The organism is Domibacillus indicus (genome assembly GCF_000970685.1).
GTDB classification, from domain to species: domain Bacteria; phylum Bacillota; class Bacilli; order Bacillales; family Domibacillaceae; genus Domibacillus; species Domibacillus indicus.
The window spans coordinates 1-12,866 of sequence record NZ_LAJB01000019.1 but is presented as its reverse complement, the minus strand read 5'-3'; the positions used below and the strand labels follow the sequence as shown (position 1 = coordinate 12,866).

Genomic DNA, 12,866 nt, shown 5'->3' with positions numbered 1-12,866 from the left:
CGAGTCACTGCCACGCCTTTATAGACCTTCCTTTCGCATAATGAATTTGACTACAATCATATAACAGCGGTTTCAAAATAAACATAAATGATATAATGAAAACATATACAATTTTGCTATTAAGTAAAAAAGAAGGCGATTACATTATGATGAATATTTACATATGCGGGTACGCTTATCACACGCAGCGCTTATACGCCCAGCATAAACCTGGCTTTTCTGAGTATGTATTCCGCCTGCAGACGGAAGGCGCCTGCAAGGCAAAAGTAAACGGCCGTATATATGAAATAAAGCAAGGCGATTTGCTTATGATTCATCCAGAAGATCACTATGAGCTGTTTATTAAAGAAAATCAAGAAAGCGGTGATTACTATCTTATTTGCGACGGCAGCTGGATCGCTGAATGGTGGATGCGTTCTCAAAAACCGGTCCGGTCTCATATTGGGGTTGATGAAAACTTAATTTCTTTATGGAGAAGCATTATTATTGAAGAACGGCGGCCTGCTTCGAGTAAAAGCAAAGAACTTTCTCATGCCCTGCTTCAATCACTATGTTTTTACATCGAGCGGGCCGCCAATGAAACCCATGTTGATGTAACAAGGCCGTATGCCGTCACCCGAATGATGCGCTATATCGAAGAACATGCACTCGGCACCTTTAAAGTAGAGGATGTTGCCGGTCATGCCGGATTAAGTGTATCACGTTCTGTTCACCTGTTTAAAAGCAGCACAGGAAAAACAATGCTGGAGTACGCGCATGAAATTCGCCTTTCCTCGGCTATTGACCGGATGACCTATACTACAATGACTTTAGAGCATATCGCAGAGGAATGCGGATTTGGATCTTATACGTATTTTCATAAAGTGTTTAAAAAGAAATATGGAACCGCTCCCGGCGCTTACCGGCGGATCGGCTCTTAGAAAGCATTTTGATTATGTTTTGCTTACATAAATCCCATCATTTTTTTGCATTGGCCGTTTCGTATCCTGTCAGAATTCTTATTAAAAAGCAGCTTTTCCTGCCAGAGAGCATATGGAAAACAAGGCTGCTTTTTTCCTTAATTTTCAGCTTGCTGCCAATGCAGGCGTTCCTGAATATTAAAATCCATAGTGGCTGCCGGAAGAACAGTGCTGAAAAATTCATTAATGATGTCTTTATCGGAATGCGGGATACTTTTCCCTTTTACTATCTGGCATCCATTTATACACCCGCTGGTGAGCAGAACAATATCATTAGGACCGCTTTTTTCCAGTGCTTTCATCACCCCTGCCCGCCGGGTTTCCGCTGTGTAAACGGAGTCCGATGGATTGGAAAAACCTTTTAATACGTTTTGGATTACATCCCGGGGATTATTGAAGCCCGGATGGTCGACTGTTACAACGATGGTATCGGCTTTTCCTTCAGCGGCACGGGCCATTTTCGGCATTTTTCCAAAGTCGCGTATTCCGATTCCGGCAATCATGGCGACCAGACGGTTATGCGGAAGACGGCGCACTTCTTTTAAAATATGGTCAAGCGCTACAGGTGTATGGGCATAGTCAATGATAACTTTGCGCCTTTCCGGTCCATGAATTACCTCAAATCTTCCTTCCACCTGCTGCATTTTCGGCAGAACTCCAATAATCTCCTCAATGCCAATTCCAAGTGATAATGCTGCCCCAATAGCGGCCGTTAGGTTTCCTGCATTGTACTCGCCATACAGCGGGACACTCACTTTATGCGTTTTCCCCTCATAATACAGACAAAAAGCCATTCCTTTTTCACTGTGCCGGCATTTACTCCAAATTAAATCTGCGTTTGATTCCCGGTTTTTACTGTATGTTATTACCCTGTTTTCGGCTGCGGAAAGAATCGCTTCGGCCATTATGCGATCATCAAGGTTCACGACACTGTTTGCCGCCTGCTTAAACAGCAAAAGCTTTGATTTTTTATAATGCTCAAATGTTTTATGGTATTCCAGATGCTCTTCTGACAAATTCGTGTGAATCGCTATATCGAAAAAAATGCCCTCTACCCGTTTTTGATCAAGTGCAATGGAAGATACCTCCATCGCCGCTGCTTCGTGATTGGATTGATGAAGTGCATGAAAAATATGATGAATGTCGGAGGACATGGGCGTTGTTGGCGTACTTTTTTCGTAAGCCAGTTTTTTATCGGCTGCCCAAATACCTGTGGTTCCAAGCAGGCCGCACGGGATGTGAAGCAGATTGAATAAATTCTGCACATACGTGGCGACAGTTGTTTTTCCATTTGTGCCGGTAACACCAATCTTGATTAGCCGGTCCTTTACATGCCTGTAAAAGTAATCAGCAACATGAGCCATTGCCTGTCTGGAGTCCTTTACAGCAACAAAGCATACAGACGGAAATTTCTCATAATATGAATGAAGAAGTTCTCGGTCGGTGCCAATAATTGCGGATGCACCTGATTCAATCGCTTGCTCGATATATGCATGGCCATCTGTGTGTTCTCCTGTAATAGCGAAAAAAGCTGAGTGCTGCTTGACAGCTTGAGAATGATAGGTAATACCTGAAACTACTGGATTGGATGGACCAAAGAGCTGAATCAGTGAAATAGCTGGAATGTGTGTGAATGGAATGTGCATCGATTGTTTCTCCTCTTCATTCGTCATTTTTTTACCCTTGATTCCCCATCCCTGCTTTTTTCACTCCTTTTGTGAAGAGTTTGTGTGCCTTTTTCTTTCTTTTTGACACATTTGTGAGCGAAGTTCTGTTTTTATCCACTCACTTTTCGACAATGGTATAGTGTATATAAGTAACTTAAAAATAGAGGTGAATGAAAGTGAAAAAGTCATATTTATTTCTTTTTGGCTTATTATTTCTCTTTTCGTCCTCTGTATCCGCCCATACTGGACTGGAAAATTCTTCTCCTGCCGATGGCGATACAGTGACAGAGGAAATTCAGGATATTTCGTTAACATTTGAAACGGTAATTGAAGAAGGAAGCAGCTTCACTTTACGCGACGAGGCTGGAGAAGTGTCGGTAGAAAACGTGAAAGTAACAGAGAACGTCTTAAGTGGAACAGCGGCAGATCCGCTGGAAAACGGAAGCTATACAGTCGATTGGAAAATCATTGGAGAAGATGGCCACCTTATTGAAGGAACATACGGATTTACAGTCGCTGTTGAACAAGCTGCTGAACCCGCACCAGAAGAGGAGCCTGTAGAAGAAGATACAGAATTAACAAACACTGAGGAAAACACAGCCGCTAATTCGCAGGATAATAGCAGCAGCGCTACGGCTGTTATGCCGATTGTCATCGGCATTGTGGTCGTCCTCGCTCTTGCCTTCGCAGTTTTGTTAATGAGAAAAGGAAAAAAATAATGGCTGTGCTATATGTAACGGAGGTCCTTTTATACAGCTGTTTCTCTTTACTAATGGGTGCTTTTTGCATACAGCTGGTCCCCGCCCATAAAAAGCCATCGGTCCTCATTCAGGAACGGTGGCTTTATGCCGCTATAGCGGGGATTGCTCTTTTTGCTTTTACGCCCGCCGCCGTGCTTATTACGGAACTTTCAAAAGAAGCCGCTTTCCTTTCCATGGCCCAAACGGTTATTTTCAGCTTTACCATTGGAAAATCGTGGGCATTCACATTTATCGTTGCCGTTTTTTTTGCATTGTACCTTTTTACCTTCCCTGTTTTATCAGATAAACGGTTTACAATTGGTGCCCTTTTCTTTACTATTGTGCTTATTTTGTCAATTGCCTGGTCCAGCCATGCAGCCTCTTTAACCGATTGGAGCGGTTTCCTTTATCACGCTGTTCACTTTGCTGCAGTTTCAATATGGGTGGGCGTTCTGCTTATGACAGGCTGGTTCTCAAAGAACTATGCTAACTGGCTGGCTTTTTTAAAATGGTTTTCTCCTGCTGCGATGATATGTTTTGTTTTAACGGCACTTTCTGGATTTTTTATGATGGAAATCATTATGGATGTGAAGGAATATGCCAGCTCCTGGCCGATAAATTATGGACAGTCGCTCCTCATCAAGCATTTATTTGTTTTGCCTGTTTTGCTGTTTGCTTTCATTAACGGCCAGCTAGTTAAAAGAAAGCTTCAAAAACAGGAAGATATTGATCCAAAGCCGTGGATAAAAGCAGAAAGCCTCATTCTTTTGCTTATTTTCGCCGCTACAGCTTTTCTCGGACAGCAGGATCCTCCGCATGCCTGGAGTGAAGACCGTTACTCTCCCTTATTTACCTACTTTTATAACGGCCCCATACCGCCAGCTGTCCCTATCCATTTTGGATGGTCAGCTGCTGGCATCATTTGTTTCTTTTTATCTGCCTTTTGTCTGGTGCTTTGTTTTTGGGCGTATAAGAAAAGAGCTGCCCTCGTCGCCTTTATGATGAGCCTCCTGCTTGTTTTTTCCCTTTACCTTGCCCTTATGACTGGCATTTCATAAAGAAAGCCCGCTTTTTCAAGCGGGCTCTTGCCAGTTCTCTAACTCCACATCCATTTCCAAATTTCTTTTGGAGTTGCATTTTTTCCATACATAAGAATGCCTGTTTGAAATACCTTGCCGGCCAGCTTCATAAACAGCCAGATGCTTGCTGTGAGAATAACCAGGGCTATTAAGATTTCAATCCATGGCCACCTTTCCATAATGGACAGCCGGATTAAGAGCACTCCTGGCGCTGTAAAAGGAATATAAGAGCCGATTTGGGCGGCCAGTCCTTCTGGATTGGATAAAATCGGTCCAATGAAAATAAATGGCATAAACGGCAGCATAAACAGCATGCCCTGAAAGTTGCTTGATGTTGATATATCTTCCACTGTTGCTCCTATTCCAACAAATAGAGAGGCAAACAGCAAATATCCGGAGAGCGCAATAAACAGAAGCAATGCCAGTTCCGGAACAAGCAAATAGTTAAAAATCGGGACATCAAACCTCCATATAATAAGCGGAATGACAAAAGCCATCCAAACAAAAACCTGTGTCAATCCAAGAACAAAGTAGCCGATAATTTTCCCTTGCATTAAATCAGCCGGCGTTACACTCGATAAAATAATTTCCGCCACTTTTTCTTTTTTTTCCTGTGAAGCACTTTGAAAAATCATCATGCCTGTCATTACAATAGAGAATAAAACAACTCCGGCAAACGCGCCCGGAACAAGCTTTTTCATTGGATCTTCTGTTGGTTCCGGCTCCGTTTTTTCTGCCTGCTTTTTAACAGGAATCGATTTGAACCCAATCCTCTGTGAAATCATTTCTATTTGTTCGGAATTCAAACCCGCTCTCTCCAGCTGAAGAGCACGAAGCGGAGGTTCAATAACGGCAGCTTGCTGAAGAAAATTGGCATTGGCTCCTTCGCTCATCCATACATTTATTTTTCCCGCTGCCAGTGCTTCTTCTGTCAGCGAAACAAATACTGTGTTTTTGGCTGTTTCGAGTTCCGGAACCATCTCTTTTTCTGTCCGGTCCGTTTGCTTCAACGCCCAGTGAATCGCATTTTGCTGCTTTATAATGGAGTCAATCTCATTATAGACGCCAAGCTCATCCTGGATAATGACCGTTACTTTGTTTGTAGCTGTGCTCTTTTTTTCATCGTCACCAAAAAGTGTGGGAACTGTAAAAAAAACCAAAAATAAAACCGGTGTTAGAATAAGCGAAATTAAAAATGACTTGTTCTTTATATTCCGCTTCACTTCCCATTTCGCCACTTTAAAGCTGTTACGCATACCGCTCACCTGCTTCCTGCATAGTGCTTTTATCCGTGGCAATATCGATAAAAATTTCATGAAGGGACACACGGTCAATCACTAATTCCTGGATGTCTACTGTTTCAGGCAGTTTTTTCAGCCAGGCTGGCAGGGAAAGGTTTTGGGATAAATATAATACGGAGCGGTCTCCCTCCTGCTCAATACGCTGCACATCAGAAATTTGCCCGAGTACCCGCTTGCTGTTTTCTCCATAAATGACACACTTGAAACTGGCATATTGCTTTTTTACTTCATCTATTGTTCCATAAAGAACCTTTTGGCCGCGGTGAATCATAAATAAACGGTCACATAGTTCTTCTACTACATTCATTTGATGTGACGACAGTAAAATGGCTGTTCCGTTTTTCGCCAGCTCCTGTATTTCTTTTTTAAATAATTCCAGGCTGACCGGATCAAGTCCTGAAAACGGCTCGTCTAAGATAAGCAATTCAGGCTCATGAATAATGGATGCAATAAATTGGACCTTTTGGCCCATCCCTTTTGATAATTCTTCTATAGAAGCTTTTTCCTTTCCTTCAAGCCCAAACTTTTTTAAATAGAAACGGGCTCGCTCTTTTGCTTTCGCAGCTGGATATTCTTTTAACTCCGCAAAATAAAGCAAAATATCTAAAATGGTTACATTTTTATAAAGCCCGCGCTCTTCAGGCAGGTAGCCGATTTTATGGCGGGGGATCTTGCCGGATTTATGGCTGTGAAATGTGATAGAGCCTTCATCTGGATACATAATCCCCATAATGCTGCGTATCGTTGTGGATTTCCCTGCGCCGTTTGGCCCCAGCACAGCCATAATTTCTCCCCGACGTACATCAAATGAAATGTTTTCAATGATTTTCTTCTCTTTAAATGATTTCCCAAGCTGATCCACGGTCAGCATTGTATCCATCTTCTCACCCTTTCAGCATCATTGTAATAATTTCCTCCAGGTCAAGCGGCCGGACATCTGTGTATTCTATGTTTTGAACACGGAAATATTGTTCGGTTTCAAATGGAAGGCGGCTGATAATTACTCCTTCTTCCCGTGCCGCTTCACCCGGAACAGGATGGACAGGCAGCTTGTGCAGCCAGTACCGTTTATAAGAGCGGGTAAACGCTTCCTTCTCAAATGTTCCAATGATCTTTCCATTTCGCATTACACTGATATAGTCAGCGATCTTCCGAATTTCGTCCACATTATGTGTCGCCATCAAAATAGTTCGCTCTTCAGCCTCCATCCATTCAACCAGAATATCCAGCCATATTTGCTTTGCCGGAATATCCATATGGGACGTCGGTTCGTCCAGCAAAAGCAGCTCAGGGTTTCTAGGAATCGTTAAAGCAAAAGACAGCTTTTGCTGGGCGCCTTTTGACATTTTTCCATACTTTTTTTTCAGCGGTATATTCAGCCGTTCTGCAATTGTATTGAAGAAGCAATCATCCCAGTTCGGATACCAGCGGGAAACAAGAGACTTTAATTCTTCACCTGTAAATGTTTCACATCCGATTAAAGCCTGTGGCATGTAGCCGACTCTTCCTATCCACTGTTCTGTATTTCCCGGGACATGTTCGCCAAAAATTTTCACTTCACCATCATCTTTTTTCACAAGATTTAAAATGGTTTTCAGCAGCAGGCTTTTACCGGAGCTATTGCTGCCGGCAAGTACAGTTACAGTCCCGGGTTCTAATGTGAGATCCACCGGGCCAAGCGAAAAATCATCAACCGATTTTGTCATGCGCGTCAGCTGTACCGTCATTCCAACCGCTCCTTTCTTTTTTGCACTATAATGCTTTGAAAAAGCTCCTCAATTTCCTTCAGCGAATAATCATATTGCAGCCCCGTGTCAATTCCTCTTTCTATTGCTTCATACACAGCGGATACGGTAACCTGCTCTTTTAACGAATGCTCTATTTCCGCTACGAATGTCCCTTTTCCCTGCAGCGTCTGAATAAAGCCCGTCTGCTCCAGATCTTGATATGCGCGCCTTGTTGTAATCACACTGATTTCCAGATCTTTAGCGAGCGCCCGAATCGAAGGGAGTATAGTGCCCGCAGGAAGGTTTCCTCCCGCAATTAACCCTTTCATCTGCTGCTCAATCTGGTGATAAATCGGCTCACGTGATTCCTTTGATAAACGAATAGGCAGCTTCATCCTAAATAATCCACCTGTTCTAGTTTTTTTTGCATGTAGTTCCTGTAATAAAGAAGACTGACAGCTGCCAGAAGAACAGAAATTATAATGCTCCAAAACGGAAAATGAACTGCGGCTTCCATTGTCCACTTCACTAATCCGCCGCCAGTGAGAAAATACAAGGAAAGAAGAGCGGCAAACAGTCCAATGTAAAAAAGAATACCTAGAACAAGCCGGCTTCCGCTAATTCGGTCTCCAATATCGCTTGCAGGAAAAGCTCCCCCTCCCCAAATACCAAACGACAGCCAAATAACAGAAAAGGCACTGTAAGAAAAAATTGTCATTGCTTCCCTGAGATCGCTCGAGTACATATACATGAGCACTAAAAGAAGCAGCTGGAAAGGAAAAGACAAACAAAAATAGGCAATCAAGCGGCTGTTAATAATCGTCATACGTGGAATGGCAAGCGGCAGCAAAAAAGACATGTGAGCCGTTCCCCAGGTTCCATCGCTCCCTTTTTGATATTGAAAATCTTTTGGACGAAGCCAAACTGTCCATATACTGAATAAAATCAAAAAGAATGCGTCTAATCCTGCAAAATTTTTTTCGATATAAGCTGTCCACATCGTCGAGAGTGACGGTACAAAGAGCAGCAGGCTGAGCAAAAGAACCAGTATACTGCTTTTTGATTTTTTCAATTCAAATAAAGCAAGCCAAAAGCTTTGTTTGGTTTCTTCCACAACTTTCACTTCCTTCCATTTTTAGGTGTGTATATCTGTATATACATATTATACACCTATATGAAAAAAGTCCAGTTTTTTTCAAAAAAATCTTTCGTTAGATTTTCTCACAATGTTTTTTCGAATGATACTTACTTGAAAAGTAACTTTCTAAAGTAAATTATTTGTTTGAGATCAACTAAAATACTTATAATACAGTTAATGATAGCGCCTTCTTGTTTTCGGTGATTGTTCCGCTTATTTTCTCTTTGTGTTTTTACACAAATTATATCGGTTTTTTTAACAGTCAAAACAATGTCATCTTTTCCTTTTTCTTCTACAATAAAATCAACAAAACGAGAGGGTGATCAACGTGCGAATTGGAATTCCAGCTGAAATCAAAAATAATGAAAACCGTGTGGCTATTACACCATCTGGAGTGGCAACACTTGTCGATTCGGGCCATGAAATACTGATCGAACAGGGGGCGGGGCTTGGAAGCGGATTTACAGATTCGGAATACGCCCGGTATGGAGCTCAAGTACTTCAATCGGCAGAAGAAGTGTGGAACCGGGCAGAGATGATACTAAAAGTGAAAGAACCCCTTGCCTCGGAATATCAGTATTTCCGCAAAGGACTTCTTCTGTTTACTTATCTGCATCTTGCAGCTGAACCGGAGTTAACAAAAGCTTTAGTTGACAGCGGCGTGACCGGAATTGCTTATGAGACTGTTTCGGCCAACGGCACTTTGCCGCTTCTTTCTCCAATGAGTGAAGTTGCAGGCCGTATGGCAGCACAAATCGGAGCGCAGTTTTTAGAAAAAAACAATGGAGGTAAAGGGGTGCTGCTGGGCGGTGTCCCGGGTGTGAAGAAAAGCCGGGTAACCATTATCGGCGGCGGCATGGTTGGTACAAATGCGGCGCGCATTGCAATCGGGCTCGGTGCGGATGTTACCATTATTGATCTGAATGCAGACCGGCTGCGCCGAATTGAAGAAATCTTCGGGGCAAGTGTTCAAACGCTTATGTCAAATCCGTTAAATATTGCTGAATCTGTTAAAGAATCTGATCTCGTAATTGGAGCCGTTTTAATTCCGGGAGCGAAAGCACCAAAGCTAGTAACGGAAGAAATGGTAAAATCAATGTCGGCAGGATCTGTTATTGTAGACGTAGCCATTGATCAGGGAGGCATATTTGAGACAGTGGACCGAATCACTACGCATGCAGATCCTACGTATGAAAAGCATGGCGTTGTGCACTATGCTGTTGCGAACATGCCAGGTGCAGTTCCGCGGACATCAACCATTGCATTAACAAATGTTACAGTCCCATATGCTCTTCAAATCGCAAATAAAGGGTTCGAGCAGGCAATTAAACAAAATCCGGCTCTCGAGAGCGGTGTAAACACATATAGCGGCCACATAACATTTGATGCTGTCGCGCGCGATCTCGGCTATGAAACAAAAAATATTAAAACACTGCTGGATTCATTAACTGTTTAAACACATGCCTGATTCTTTAAGGCTTTCTGTATTTATGAATAAAGCTTTAAGCTGTTAGTGCAGGCAGCTAAAGTTTTTTTCACAAAAAAAAGCAGCTTTCATTTCATTATGTTAAATGAAATGAAAGCTGCTTCTTTGATACCGGCGGCCGGGGTCGAACCGGCACTCCCGTGAAGGAACTGGATTTTGAGTCCAGCGCGTCTGCCAATTCCGCCACGCCGGCATATATATTACTGGAGCGGAAGACGGGATTCGAACCCGCGACCCCCACCTTGGCAAGGTGATGTTCTACCACTGAACTACTTCCGCACTAATACAGGATGTACTCCTGCGAGATTTAACAGTAAGAAGTCTTTTATCAAGACACAGGCTGACGAAAATATTTCATTTCCGTCAGCCTGTCAGCAATGCGGGTGAAGGGACTTGAACCCCCACGCCTTGCGGCGCCAGATCCTAAGTCTGGTGCGTCTGCCAATTCCGCCACACCCGCGATATATAAAATGGCTGGGCTAGAAGGATTCGAACCTTCGCGTGACGGAGTCAAAGTCCGTTGCCTTACCGCTTGGCTATAGCCCATTTATACAGATAAAGATGGGGCGATCGATGGGAATCGAACCCACGAGTGTCGGAGCCACAATCCGATGCGTTAACCACTTCGCCACGACCGCCATTATATTATAATTCAAATACTGTTCGACTGGCAGGGGCAGTAGGAATCGAACCCACACTGGAGGTTTTGGAGACCTCTGTTCTACCGTTAAACTATGCCCCTATAGATGGTGGAGGGGGGCAGATTCGAACTGCCGAACCCGAAGGAGCGGATTTACAGTCCGCCGCGTTTAGCCACTTCGCTACCCCTCCAGATAAAAATGGGCCTGAATGGACTCGAACCATCGACCTCACGCTTATCAGGCGTGCGCTCTAACCAGCTGAGCTACAGGCCCATTATCAAAATAATGGAGCGGGTGATGGGAATCGAACCCACGACATCAGCTTGGAAGGCTGAGGTTTTACCATTAAACTACACCCGCGTAATATTAAGATGGTGGCTCAGGACGGAATCGAACCGCCGACACAAGGATTTTCAGTCCTTTGCTCTACCAACTGAGCTACTGAGCCGTTTAAAGCAATCGTATAAATATGGCGGTCCGGACGGGACTCGAACCCGCGACCTCCTGCGTGACAGGCAGGCATTCTAACCAACTGAACTACCGGACCAGCGATTGCGGGGGCAGGATTTGAACCTGCGACCTTCGGGTTATGAGCCCGACGAGCTACCGGGCTGCTCCACCCCGCGACAATAAAAATAATGGAGGAGGAAAGGGGATTCGAACCCCTGCGCGGTTTGACCCGCCTGTCGGTTTTCAAGACCGATCCCTTCAGCCGGACTTGGGTATTCCTCCAACATACTATATAGAATTGGTGGAGCCTAGCGGGATCGAACCGCTGACCTCCTGCGTGCAAAGCAGGCGCTCTCCCAGCTGAGCTAAGGCCCCAATTTTAAGATGGTCGGGAAGACAGGATTCGAACCTGCGACCCCTTGGTCCCAAACCAAGTGCTCTACCAAGCTGAGCTACTTCCCGTAAAACGAAAGATCGTTTATATATAAATGATAAATGGCGCGCCCGAGAGGACTCGAACCTCTAACCGCTTGATTCGTAGTCAAGTACTCTATCCAATTGAGCTACGGGCGCAGCTATTCGTTTGTAAGATGGTGCCGAGGACCGGAATCGAACCGGTACGGTAGTCACCTACCGCAGGATTTTAAGTCCTGTGCGTCTGCCAGTTCCGCCACCCCGGCATGGAGTGTAATCAAGTTGGAGCGGAAGACGGGATTCGAACCCGCGACCCCCACCTTGGCAAGGTGATGTTCTACCACTGAACTACTTCCGCAAATGCGGGTGAAGGGACTTGAACCCCCACGCCTTGCGGCGCCAGATCCTAAGTCTGGTGCGTCTGCCAATTCCGCCACACCCGCATATAGATGGTGAGCCATGAAGGACTCGAACCTTCGACCCTCTGATTAAAAGTCAGATGCTCTACCGACTGAGCTAATGGCTCGGTAAGTGGTGCCGGCAAGAGGACTTGAACCCCCAACCTACTGATTACAAGTCAGTTGCTCTACCAGTTGAGCTACACCGGCATAAATGGTGGAGGATGACGGGATCGAACCGCCGACCCTCTGCTTGTAAGGCAGATGCTCTCCCAGCTGAGCTAATCCTCCAAAATGGTGACCCCTACGGGATTCGAACCCGTGTTACCGCCGTGAAAGGGCGGTGTCTTAACCGCTTGACCAAGGGGCCTTGCTTATTATGAATTGAAATGGCTCCGCAGGCAAGACTCGAACTTGCGACCGATCGGTTAACAGCCGATTGCTCTACCACTGAGCTACTGCGGAATATTCATTTACTAACGACAACTATAATATATTATCATTTTCAAGCTTATTAGTCAATAGTTATTTCAGAAAAACATTTTAAACCAAAGACTTATTAAAAGAACAGCATTAGCTATTCACTTTTAATTCGCCTGGCGGCGTCCTGCTCTCACAGGGGGAAACCCCCAACTACCATCGGCGCTGAAGAGCTTAACGGCCGTGTTCGGGATGGGAACGGGTGTGACCTCTTCGCTATAGCCACCAGACTATGTATTTGAAAGAATTGTTCCTTCAAAACTGGATAATCTCTGTAAAGTAACGGCAATACCGGGGCTCACAGGATGTGAGTCATGAATGCGCTGCTGCACGATGCAGCGAACTTTGCATTCGAACCATTTTATTATTGATTAAGTCCTCGATCG

The 12,866-nt window shown here is 44.4% G+C and carries 10 protein-coding genes, 24 tRNA genes and 1 rRNA gene; 4 read left to right on the top strand and 31 right to left on the bottom strand.

Going from position 1 to position 12,866, the window contains the following annotated elements:
• The first annotated feature begins 146 nt into the window (after positions 1–146).
• Complete coding sequence (locus VP98_RS16160) at positions 147–920, top strand: helix-turn-helix domain-containing protein (protein ID WP_046176455.1); 774 nt, start codon at positions 147–149, stop codon at positions 918–920.
• A 137-nt stretch (positions 921–1,057) separates the two neighbouring features.
• Here the strand turns inward: VP98_RS16160 and VP98_RS16155 are convergent, their stop codons facing one another.
• Positions 1,058–2,632 (bottom strand): UDP-N-acetylmuramoyl-L-alanyl-D-glutamate--2,6-diaminopimelate ligase, encoded by a 1,575-nt coding sequence (locus VP98_RS16155; RefSeq protein WP_331428726.1) that lies wholly within the window; start codon positions 2,630–2,632, stop codon positions 1,058–1,060.
• Positions 2,633–2,802: 170 nt separating this feature from the next.
• Between VP98_RS16155 and VP98_RS16150 the strand changes: the two genes are divergently transcribed.
• Together VP98_RS16150 and VP98_RS16145 are read left to right on the top strand one after the other, a co-directional pair.
• Positions 2,803–3,345 (top strand): copper resistance CopC family protein, encoded by a 543-nt coding sequence (locus VP98_RS16150; protein ID WP_052712280.1) that lies wholly within the window; start codon positions 2,803–2,805, stop codon positions 3,343–3,345.
• On the top strand, positions 3,345–4,424 hold the full coding sequence (locus VP98_RS16145; protein ID WP_046176420.1) for a copper resistance D family protein: 1,080 nt from the start codon (positions 3,345–3,347) through the stop codon (positions 4,422–4,424). The genes VP98_RS16150 and VP98_RS16145 overlap by 1 nt, the downstream gene beginning before the upstream one ends.
• 38 nt (positions 4,425–4,462) lie before the next feature.
• Here the strand turns inward: VP98_RS16145 and VP98_RS16140 are convergent, their stop codons facing one another.
• Genes VP98_RS16140 through VP98_RS16120 form a run of 5 tightly spaced genes read right to left on the bottom strand, consistent with a single transcriptional unit; the run spans position 4,463 to position 8,587 of the window.
• Positions 4,463–5,701: an ABC transporter permease gene (locus tag VP98_RS16140; RefSeq protein ID WP_046176419.1), complete on the bottom strand. Its 1,239-nt coding sequence runs from the start codon at positions 5,699–5,701 to the stop codon at positions 4,463–4,465.
• A complete protein-coding gene (locus VP98_RS16135; protein ID WP_046176418.1) occupies positions 5,694–6,626 on the bottom strand; it encodes an ABC transporter ATP-binding protein in 933 nt (310 codons plus the stop codon). Before VP98_RS16135 ends, VP98_RS16140 begins: the two co-directional genes overlap by 8 nt.
• Positions 6,627–6,630: 4 nt before the next feature.
• Complete coding sequence (locus VP98_RS16130; RefSeq protein WP_046176417.1) at positions 6,631–7,473, bottom strand: ATP-binding cassette domain-containing protein; 843 nt, start codon at positions 7,471–7,473, stop codon at positions 6,631–6,633.
• Positions 7,470–7,868 (bottom strand): GntR family transcriptional regulator, encoded by a 399-nt coding sequence (locus tag VP98_RS16125; RefSeq protein WP_046176416.1) that lies wholly within the window; start codon positions 7,866–7,868, stop codon positions 7,470–7,472. The genes VP98_RS16130 and VP98_RS16125 overlap by 4 nt, the downstream gene beginning before the upstream one ends.
• On the bottom strand, positions 7,865–8,587 hold the full coding sequence (locus VP98_RS16120; protein ID WP_046176415.1) for a hypothetical protein: 723 nt from the start codon (positions 8,585–8,587) through the stop codon (positions 7,865–7,867). Before VP98_RS16120 ends, VP98_RS16125 begins: the two co-directional genes overlap by 4 nt.
• 352 nt (positions 8,588–8,939) lie before the next feature.
• On the opposite strand from VP98_RS16120, the gene ald reads away from it, so the two are divergent.
• The gene (gene ald, locus VP98_RS16115; RefSeq protein WP_046176414.1) at positions 8,940–10,067 is read left to right on the top strand and encodes an alanine dehydrogenase; all 1,128 of its coding nucleotides are present in this window, start codon (positions 8,940–8,942) and stop codon (positions 10,065–10,067) included.
• Between the two features lie 139 nt (positions 10,068–10,206).
• Here the strand turns inward: ald and VP98_RS16110 are convergent.
• From VP98_RS16110 to rrf, 25 genes are all read right to left on the bottom strand, one after another.
• Positions 10,207–10,290: transfer RNA gene (locus VP98_RS16110), tRNA-Leu, on the bottom strand.
• Positions 10,291–10,301: 11 nt separating this feature from the next.
• Positions 10,302–10,376: transfer RNA gene (locus VP98_RS16105), tRNA-Gly, on the bottom strand.
• Positions 10,377–10,475: 99 nt separating this feature from the next.
• A tRNA-Leu gene (locus VP98_RS16100) sits at positions 10,476–10,557 on the bottom strand.
• 11 nt (positions 10,558–10,568) lie between these two features.
• A tRNA-Gln gene (locus tag VP98_RS16095) sits at positions 10,569–10,643 on the bottom strand.
• A 16-nt stretch (positions 10,644–10,659) separates the two neighbouring features.
• Positions 10,660–10,735: transfer RNA gene (locus tag VP98_RS16090), tRNA-His, on the bottom strand.
• Positions 10,736–10,765: 30 nt separating this feature from the next.
• A tRNA-Trp gene (locus VP98_RS16085) sits at positions 10,766–10,839 on the bottom strand.
• Positions 10,840–10,844: 5 nt separating this feature from the next.
• Positions 10,845–10,928 (bottom strand) — tRNA-Tyr (locus VP98_RS16080).
• Between the two features lie 9 nt (positions 10,929–10,937).
• A tRNA-Ile gene (locus tag VP98_RS16075) sits at positions 10,938–11,011 on the bottom strand.
• A 13-nt stretch (positions 11,012–11,024) separates the two neighbouring features.
• Positions 11,025–11,098 (bottom strand) — tRNA-Gly (locus VP98_RS16070).
• A gap of 12 nt (positions 11,099–11,110) precedes the next feature.
• A tRNA-Phe gene (locus VP98_RS16065) sits at positions 11,111–11,186 on the bottom strand.
• Between the two features lie 22 nt (positions 11,187–11,208).
• A tRNA-Asp gene (locus VP98_RS16060) sits at positions 11,209–11,285 on the bottom strand.
• A gap of 5 nt (positions 11,286–11,290) precedes the next feature.
• Positions 11,291–11,364: transfer RNA gene (locus tag VP98_RS16055), tRNA-Met, on the bottom strand.
• Between the two features lie 13 nt (positions 11,365–11,377).
• A tRNA-Ser gene (locus VP98_RS16050) sits at positions 11,378–11,470 on the bottom strand.
• 17 nt (positions 11,471–11,487) lie between these two features.
• Positions 11,488–11,563, bottom strand: a tRNA-Ala gene (locus VP98_RS16045).
• A 10-nt stretch (positions 11,564–11,573) separates the two neighbouring features.
• A tRNA-Pro gene (locus tag VP98_RS16040) sits at positions 11,574–11,650 on the bottom strand.
• 34 nt (positions 11,651–11,684) lie between these two features.
• A tRNA-Arg gene (locus tag VP98_RS16035) sits at positions 11,685–11,761 on the bottom strand.
• Between the two features lie 18 nt (positions 11,762–11,779).
• A tRNA-Leu gene (locus VP98_RS16030) sits at positions 11,780–11,868 on the bottom strand.
• Between the two features lie 17 nt (positions 11,869–11,885).
• A tRNA-Gly gene (locus VP98_RS16025) sits at positions 11,886–11,960 on the bottom strand.
• A 3-nt stretch (positions 11,961–11,963) separates the two neighbouring features.
• A tRNA-Leu gene (locus VP98_RS16020) sits at positions 11,964–12,045 on the bottom strand.
• A gap of 7 nt (positions 12,046–12,052) precedes the next feature.
• Positions 12,053–12,128 (bottom strand) — tRNA-Lys (locus VP98_RS16015).
• A gap of 6 nt (positions 12,129–12,134) precedes the next feature.
• A tRNA-Thr gene (locus tag VP98_RS16010) sits at positions 12,135–12,210 on the bottom strand.
• 5 nt (positions 12,211–12,215) lie between these two features.
• Positions 12,216–12,291: transfer RNA gene (locus VP98_RS16005), tRNA-Val, on the bottom strand.
• Between the two features lie 4 nt (positions 12,292–12,295).
• Positions 12,296–12,370: transfer RNA gene (locus tag VP98_RS16000), tRNA-Glu, on the bottom strand.
• Positions 12,371–12,390: 20 nt separating this feature from the next.
• A tRNA-Asn gene (locus VP98_RS15995) sits at positions 12,391–12,465 on the bottom strand.
• Between the two features lie 129 nt (positions 12,466–12,594).
• A 5S ribosomal RNA gene (rrf, locus tag VP98_RS15990) occupies positions 12,595–12,710 on the bottom strand.
• Between the last annotated feature and the right edge of the window lie 156 nt (positions 12,711–12,866).

Bases quoted from the DNA above. Each gene is read 5' to 3' on its own strand.
- VP98_RS16155 (WP_331428726.1), bottom strand. From the start codon at position 2,632: ATGACGAATGAAGAGGAGAAACAATCGATGCACATTCCATTCACACAC.
- VP98_RS16145 (WP_046176420.1), top strand. From the start codon at position 3,345: ATGGCTGTGCTATATGTAACGGAGGTCCTTTTATACAGCTGTTTCTCT.
- VP98_RS16125 (WP_046176416.1), bottom strand. From the start codon at position 7,868: ATGAAGCTGCCTATTCGTTTATCAAAGGAATCACGTGAGCCGATTTAT.
- VP98_RS16130 (WP_046176417.1), bottom strand. From the start codon at position 7,473: ATGACGGTACAGCTGACGCGCATGACAAAATCGGTTGATGATTTTTCG.
- VP98_RS16160 (WP_046176455.1), top strand. From the start codon at position 147: ATGATGAATATTTACATATGCGGGTACGCTTATCACACGCAGCGCTTA.
- VP98_RS16135 (WP_046176418.1), bottom strand. From the start codon at position 6,626: ATGGATACAATGCTGACCGTGGATCAGCTTGGGAAATCATTTAAAGAG.
- VP98_RS16140 (WP_046176419.1), bottom strand. From the start codon at position 5,701: ATGCGTAACAGCTTTAAAGTGGCGAAATGGGAAGTGAAGCGGAATATA.